This window comes from Streptomyces sp. 13-12-16 (genome assembly GCF_002114215.1).
GTDB lineage: Bacteria > Actinomycetota > Actinomycetes > Streptomycetales > Streptomycetaceae > Streptomyces.
Genome location: NZ_NCTE01000057.1, coordinates 1 through 6,697 on the forward strand (window position 1 = coordinate 1; position 6,697 = coordinate 6,697).

Below are 6,697 nucleotides of genomic sequence, written 5' to 3' on the forward strand. Positions count from 1 at the left end.
CGGTCGCCGCCCTCGGGCGAGCAGGCCACGACCCGGCTCACCGGATCCGTCGGTGCCCCGTGGGCCCCGGCCGGCGCCGCCGCCCACAGCGGCAGCAGCAGCGGGGCCGCGAGGGCCGCCGCGAGCACGGTGCGGTGTGCGGTCGTCCGGGGCATCCGGACCGCCTCCTTCGGCGGGCGGGGAACACGGGGAACTCTTCCGTGCAGTACGGAGGAAAAGCCTGGCGCGTTCATCTCCGAGGCGATGCGGGCATAGCGGCCCGTTCCTGGTCAACCGCCTTTCGGCGAGGGTGGTGTCCCGGCCGGATCGAGGGTTTCCCCCGTATCCCGGCGGCCCGCGCGCTGCCTATCGTTCGACCGCAGTCGGCCCACCGGTGACCCCGGGCGGACCACTGCTCGCGCCCGGCCGGCCGATGTGACGCACCTCGATTCACCCCACGCTGCTTCGACGACGAAGCGAATCGATTCTCCTCCCCACACTCCGCGTTGCCCGGAGTCCCGGCACGAAAGGCACCCCCCATGCGCACCTCATCGAGCTCTCCCCACGGCTCCTCCCCGAGACGGAAGCTGATATCCGTCGCCGCTCTCTCCGTCGCCCTGCTGACGGCCGCCTCCGCCCAGGTCGCGGTCGCCCAGGACACCCCCTCCGACGCGCCGGCCGTCCCCACGGCCCGCACCGAGGCCGCCCCGGGCACCCCGGCCGAGCGGCTCATCGTCGGCTACAAGTCCGGTGCCGCCGAGGCGAAGTCGGACAAGGCCGCCGCCGCGGACGCCGCGGCCAAGGGCGAGAAGGCCGGCGAGGACGTCGGCTTCCGGCGCCGCCTCGGCACCGGCGCCGCCCTCGTCGACCTGGGCGCGAAGCCCACCACGGCGGACGTCGCCGACGTCGTCGCCGAGTACCGGGCCGACCCGCAGGTCGCCTACGTGGTACCGGACCGGCTCAACAAGCCGCTGGCCACCCCGAACGACACCGAGTACGGCAAGCAGTGGGACCTGTTCGAGTCCACCGCCGGCATGCGCGTGCCGGGCGCCTGGGACCTCACCACCGGCAGCGGTGTCACCGTCGCCGTCATCGACACCGGGTACGTCACCCACTCCGACCTCGCCGCGAACATCGTCGGCGGCTACGACTTCATCTCCGACACCGCCGTCTCCGTCGACGGCAACGGCCGCGACAGCAACCCGGCCGACCCGGGCGACTGGTACGCGGCCGGCGAGTGCGGCCAGGCCACCGGCGGCAGCTCCTCCTGGCACGGCACCCACGTGGCGGGCACCATCGCCGCGGCCACGAACAACGGCAAGGGCGTCGCCGGCATCGCGTACGGTGCGAAGATCTCCCCGGTGCGGGTGCTCGGCAAGTGCGGCGGCTACGACTCCGACATCATCGACGCCATCACCTGGGCGTCCGGCGGCACCGTCTCCGGCGTGCCCGCCAACGCCAACGTCGCCAAGGTCATCAACATGAGCCTCGGCGGGGGCGGCGCCTGCTCCACCGCCACCCAGAGCGCCATCAACGGCGCCGTGAGCAGGGGCACCACGGTGGTCGTCGCGGCCGGCAACGAGAACCAGAACGCCGCCAACTCCTCCCCGGCCAACTGCGGCAACGTCATCACCGTCGCCGCCACCGACCGCTCCGGCAACCGCGCCTCCTACTCCAACTACGGCACGATCGTGGACATCGCCGCACCCGGCGGTGAGACCGCGACCGCGGCCAACGGCATCCTGTCCACGCTGAACTCCGGCACCCGCACCCCGTCGACCGAGAACTACGCCCACTACCAGGGCACCAGCATGGCTACCCCGCACATCGCGGGCCTCGCCGCGCTGATGAAGTCGGCCAACCCCGCCCTCACCCCGGACCGGATCGAGTCGGCGATCAAGTCCAACGCCCGTGCGCTGCCCGGCACCTGCTCCGGCGGCTGCGGCGCCGGTCTCGCGGACGCCGCGAAGACCGTCCAGGCCGTCAAGGGCGGTACGTCCACCGGCTCCACGTACTCCAGCGGCACCGCCGTCGCCATCCCGGACAACGGGCCGGCGGTCGAGTCCCCGATCACCGTGAGCGGCCGCGGCGGCAACGCGCCGTCCGGCCTGCGGGTGGGCGTGGACATCACCCACACCTACCGCGGTGACCTGGTCGTCGACCTGGTGGCCCCGGACGGTTCGGTGTACCCGCTGAAGTCCGCCAATGGCTCGGACTCCGCGGACGACGTCGTCACCACCTACACGGTGAACGCCTCCGGCGAGACCGCCGACGGCACCTGGAAGCTGCGGGTGCGGGACACGGCCTCCTACGACACCGGCCGGCTCAACGGCTGGCAGCTGACCTTCTGAGCCACCCCTGAAACGGGCGGGCCGGCCGGTGCGGATGGGGCACCGGTCGGCCCGCCGTTCTCTTTTGCCCCCGCACCTGACACACTTAGATACCGGACGCGCCGTTTTCTTTCGGAGATCGAGTTCGTTTTGCCCGATGCGCCCAAGTCCGGTGCGATACCCGCATGGTGAGCATGGGCGCAGGGTGAGATATCGTGTACCCGGCGTGAAAACAAACAGCATGACCCGTTCCTTTCCGGCTCAGGAGTTCAGGCGATGGCGAGGCAGGTACGTGCCGAGCAGACCCGCGCGACGATCATCACGGCCGCCGCCGAGCTGTTCGACCGGCAGGGCTATGAATCGACCAGTCTCAGCGACATCGTCGAGCACGCCCAAGTCACCAAAGGGGCCCTCTACTTCCACTTCGCCGCGAAGGAGGACCTCGCCCACGCCATCCTGGAACTGCAGTCCGCGACCAGCCGCCGGCTGGCCAGGGACACCGAGGTCCGGGGCCACACCTCCCTGGAGGCGCTGATGCGCCTCACCTTCGGCATAGCCAGGATGTCGGCCGAGGACCCCGTCCTGCGGGCCGGACTGAGGCTCGCCACCAGCGGCACCCGGCCGCGCCCCCCGCTGAGCCACCCCTTCACCGAGTGGCTGGACATCGTCACGGCCCGGCTCCTCGGCGCCGTCAAGGAGGCCGACGTCCACCCGGACGTCGACATCGACGTCGTGGCGCACTCCCTGGTCTGCTTCTTCGTCGGCACCCGCGTCGTCGGCCGCTCCCGCGAATCCGTCGCCCGGCAGCCCCGCCGTACGGCAGAGATGTGGCAGATCCTCATCCGGGGCCTGGTCCCCGTCACCCGGCGCGCCCGCTATCTCAGCCTGGCCGCACGGCTGGAGCGGGAGATCGCCCCGGTGTGACCTGCGGCGCGCGACGACCGGCGCGCGTTACGGTGAACCGCATGTCCGACCACCCCACCGCACCCGTGATCGTCGCCGACGAGCCCGGCACCTTCCCCCACAGCGTGCTGGCCGAGCGGCACCCCGCGATCATCCGGCAGGTGCGCGAGGCCTTCCCGTACGAGCCCTGGCAGCACCGCGCGCTCGACGCCCTGCTCGCCGACTGCACCCGGGGCACGATCGAACCCCTCCCCGCCGACGCGCACGACCGGCGGCACTGGGAGACCTGGGGGATGGACACCTACGCCGGCCGCTCCTGGTACGACGTGCCGTGGCTGTGGTCCGAGAGCTGGTTCTACCGCCGACTGCTGCACGCGGTGGGCTACTTCGCACCCGGCCCCTGGCAGGGCATCGACCCGTTCCGCCCCTCCAAGCTCGCCGAACTCGACTCGCCCGCCACGGACGAGGAACTGGCCGCGCTCGACGACCTCGCCGGCCGCCCGGAGGAGGAACGGGCCCGCGCCCTGCTGCACGGCTCCCTGTGGGGCAACCGCGCCGACCTCGGCTTCCGGCTGTCGGCCGGGGGAGCCGAGGAGACGGCCGCCGTCCCCGGCCTGGTGGCCGACGACGGCGAACGGCTGTGGCCGCTGCTCGGCACCTCCCCCGCGGGCACGCTGTGCCTGGTCGCCGACAACGCGGGCCGTGAACTCGTCCCGGACCTGCTGCTCATCGCCCACCTGCTGGCCTGCGGCCGGATCAACAGGGCGGTGCTGCACGTCAAGCCGTACCCGTACTACGTCTCCGACGCCACCACCGCCGACGTGATCGACGCGGTGCGCCGGCTCACCGGCGCCGAGGGAGCGGCGGCCGGGTACGGCCGCGTCCTGTGGGCCGCGCTCACCGACGGCCGGCTCACCCTCCGCGCCCACCCGTTCTCCTGCTCGCCGCTGCCGTACGAGGACATGCCGGACGACCTGCGCGCGGACTTCGCCGCCGCCGCGCTCACCGTCGTCAAGGGCGACCTCAACTACCGTCGCCTCGTGGGCGACCGGTACTGGCCCCCGACCACGCCCTTCGCGGAGGTCACGGCCTACTTCCCGGGTCCGGTCGCCGCCCTGCGCACCCTGAAGTCCGACGTGATCACCGGACTGACCGCCGGCACCGAGGCGGCACTGGTCGCGGCGGAGGAGCAGCGCTGGCGCACCGGCGGCACCCACGCGCTGATCCAGGTCCGGACATAGGGCCCGTGACTCCCGTACGGGACACGGTTCACGCGATGGTGTGATCATGTCCGGCCCGGTGGATGCCGCCTCCGGGCCGCGGGTAGCCCCCGGCCATGACGCAGCCGTTCGAACTCCCGCACTTCTACATGCCGCATCCCGCGCGGCTCAACCCGCACCTCGAGGAGGCCCGCGCCCACTCGACCGGGTGGGCACGCGAGATGGGCATGCTGGAGGGCAGCGGGGTCTGGGAGCAGGCCGACCTCGACGCGCACGACTACGGCCTGCTCTGCGCCTACACCCATCCCGACTGCGACGGGCCCGCCCTGTCGCTCATCACCGACTGGTACGTGTGGGTCTTCTTCTTCGACGACCACTTCCTGGAGAAGTTCAAACGCACCCAGGACCGCGCCGCGGGCAAGGCCCACCTGGACCGGCTGCCGCTGTTCATGCCGCTCGACCCGGCGGCCCCCGTCCCCGAACCGGAGAACCCGGTCGAGGCGGGCCTCGCCGACCTGTGGGCGCGCACCGTGCCGGCGATGTCCGCCGACTGGCGCCGCCGGTTCGCCCTCGCCACCGAACACCTCCTCAACGAGTCGATGTGGGAGCTGTCCAACATCAACGAGGGGCGGATCGCCAACCCCGTCGAGTACATCGAGATGCGCCGCAAGGTGGGCGGCGCCCCCTGGTCCGCCGGGCTCGTGGAGTACGCCACCGCCGAAGTGCCCGCCGCCGTCGCCGGGACCAGGCCGCTGAGGGTGCTGATGGAGACCTTCTCCGACGCCGTGCACCTGCGCAACGACCTGTTCTCCTACCAGCGGGAGGTCGAGGACGAGGGCGAACTCAGCAACGGCGTGCTCGTCCTGGAGACCTTCTTCGACTGCACCACCCAGGAGGCCGCCGACATCGTCAACGACGTCCTCACCTCGCGCCTCCACCAGTTCGAGCACACCGCGTTCACCGAAGTCCCCGCCGTGGCCCTGGAGAACGGGCTCACCCCGGCCGAGACCGCGGCCGTCGGGGCGTACGCCAAGGGCCTGCAGGACTGGCAGTCGGGCGGCCACGAATGGCATCTGCGCTCCAGCCGCTACATGAACGAGGGCGCCCGGTCCGCCGCCCCCTGGCAGTCCCCGTCCGGCCCCGGGACGTCCGCCGCCGACGTCGGCGCGCTGCTCGCCCGCGCGGGGGCCGAGCGGCTGCGCGCCCACACGCACGTGCCGTTCCGGAAGGTCGGCCCGTCGATCATCCCCGACATCCGCATGCCCTTCCCGCTGGAGCTCAGCCCCGCCCTCGACGGCGCGCGGCGGCACCTGCTGGAGTGGTCGCGGCGGATGGGCATCCTCGGTGAGGGCGTCTGGGACGAGGACAAGCTGGAGAGCTGCGACCTGCCCCTGTGCGCGGCGGGCCTCGACCCGGACGCCACCCAGGAGCAGCTCGACCTCGCCTCCGGCTGGCTGGCCTTCGGCACCTACGGCGACGACTACTACCCGCTCGTCTACGGACACCGCCGCGATCTGGCCGCCGCCCGGCTGACCACGGCCCGCCTGTCGGCCTGCATGCCCCTCGACGCCGGCGAGGCCCCGCCGCCGCCCGTCAACGCCATGGAACGGTCCCTGATCGACCTGTGGGCACGCACCACGGCCGGCATGACGCCCGACGAGCGCCGCCCCCTGAGGTCGGCCGTCGACGCGATGACCGAGGCCTGGGTGTGGGAGCTGTCCAACCAGATCCAGAACCGCGTCCCGGACCCCGTGGACTACCTGGAGATGCGGCGCGCCACCTTCGGCTCCGACCTCACCCTGGGGCTCTGCCGCGCCGGACACGGACCGGCGGTGCCGCCGGAGGTCTACCGCAGCGGACCCGTCCGCTCCCTGGAGAACGCGGCGATCGACTACGCGTGCCTCCTCAACGACATCTTCTCCTACCAGAAGGAGATCGAGTTCGAGGGCGAGATGCACAACGCGGTCCTCGTGGTGCAGAACTTCTTCGGTGTCGACTATCCGACCGCGCTGCCCGTGGTGCAGGACCTGATGAACCAGCGCATGCGCCAGTTCGAGCACGTCGTGGAGCACGAACTGCCCGTCGTCTACGACGACTTCCAGTTGTCGGACGAGGCACGGGCGATCATGCGGGGCTATGTGACGGACCTGCGGAACTGGATGGCGGGCATCCTCAACTGGCACCGCAGCGTCGACCGGTACAAGGACGAGTACCTGTCCGGCCGGGTCCACGGCTTCCTTCCGGACCGCTCACCGGCACCGCCGG

General features: G+C 71.9%; 4 protein-coding genes. All 4 read left to right on the forward strand.

Features of this window, described 5'->3' with window-relative positions; all coding sequences use genetic code 11:
- Positions 1-518: 518 nt before the first annotated feature.
- Complete coding sequence (locus B7767_RS02655) at positions 519-2,330, forward strand: S8 family serine peptidase (protein ID WP_085570672.1); 1,812 nt, start codon at positions 519-521, stop codon at positions 2,328-2,330.
- 255 nt (positions 2,331-2,585) lie between these two features.
- The gene (locus B7767_RS02660; RefSeq protein ID WP_085570673.1) at positions 2,586-3,233 is read left to right on the forward strand and encodes a ScbR family autoregulator-binding transcription factor; all 648 of its coding nucleotides are present in this window, start codon (positions 2,586-2,588) and stop codon (positions 3,231-3,233) included.
- Positions 3,234-3,274: 41 nt separating this feature from the next.
- Positions 3,275-4,453, forward strand: coding sequence for a damage-control phosphatase ARMT1 family protein (locus B7767_RS02665; RefSeq protein ID WP_085570674.1), 1,179 nt, complete (start codon positions 3,275-3,277; stop codon positions 4,451-4,453).
- 95 nt (positions 4,454-4,548) lie between these two features.
- Positions 4,549-6,697 (forward strand): germacradienol/geosmin synthase Cyc2 (gene cyc2 / locus B7767_RS02670; protein WP_085570675.1); only part of this gene is annotated, 2,149 nt, incomplete at its 3' end.

Coding starts and splice junctions, on each gene's coding strand:
- B7767_RS02655 (WP_085570672.1), top strand. CDS start 519: ATGCGCACCTCATCGAGCTCTCCCCACGGCTCCTCCCCGAGACGGAAG.
- B7767_RS02665 (WP_085570674.1), top strand. CDS start 3,275: ATGTCCGACCACCCCACCGCACCCGTGATCGTCGCCGACGAGCCCGGC.
- B7767_RS02660 (WP_085570673.1), top strand. CDS start 2,586: ATGGCGAGGCAGGTACGTGCCGAGCAGACCCGCGCGACGATCATCACG.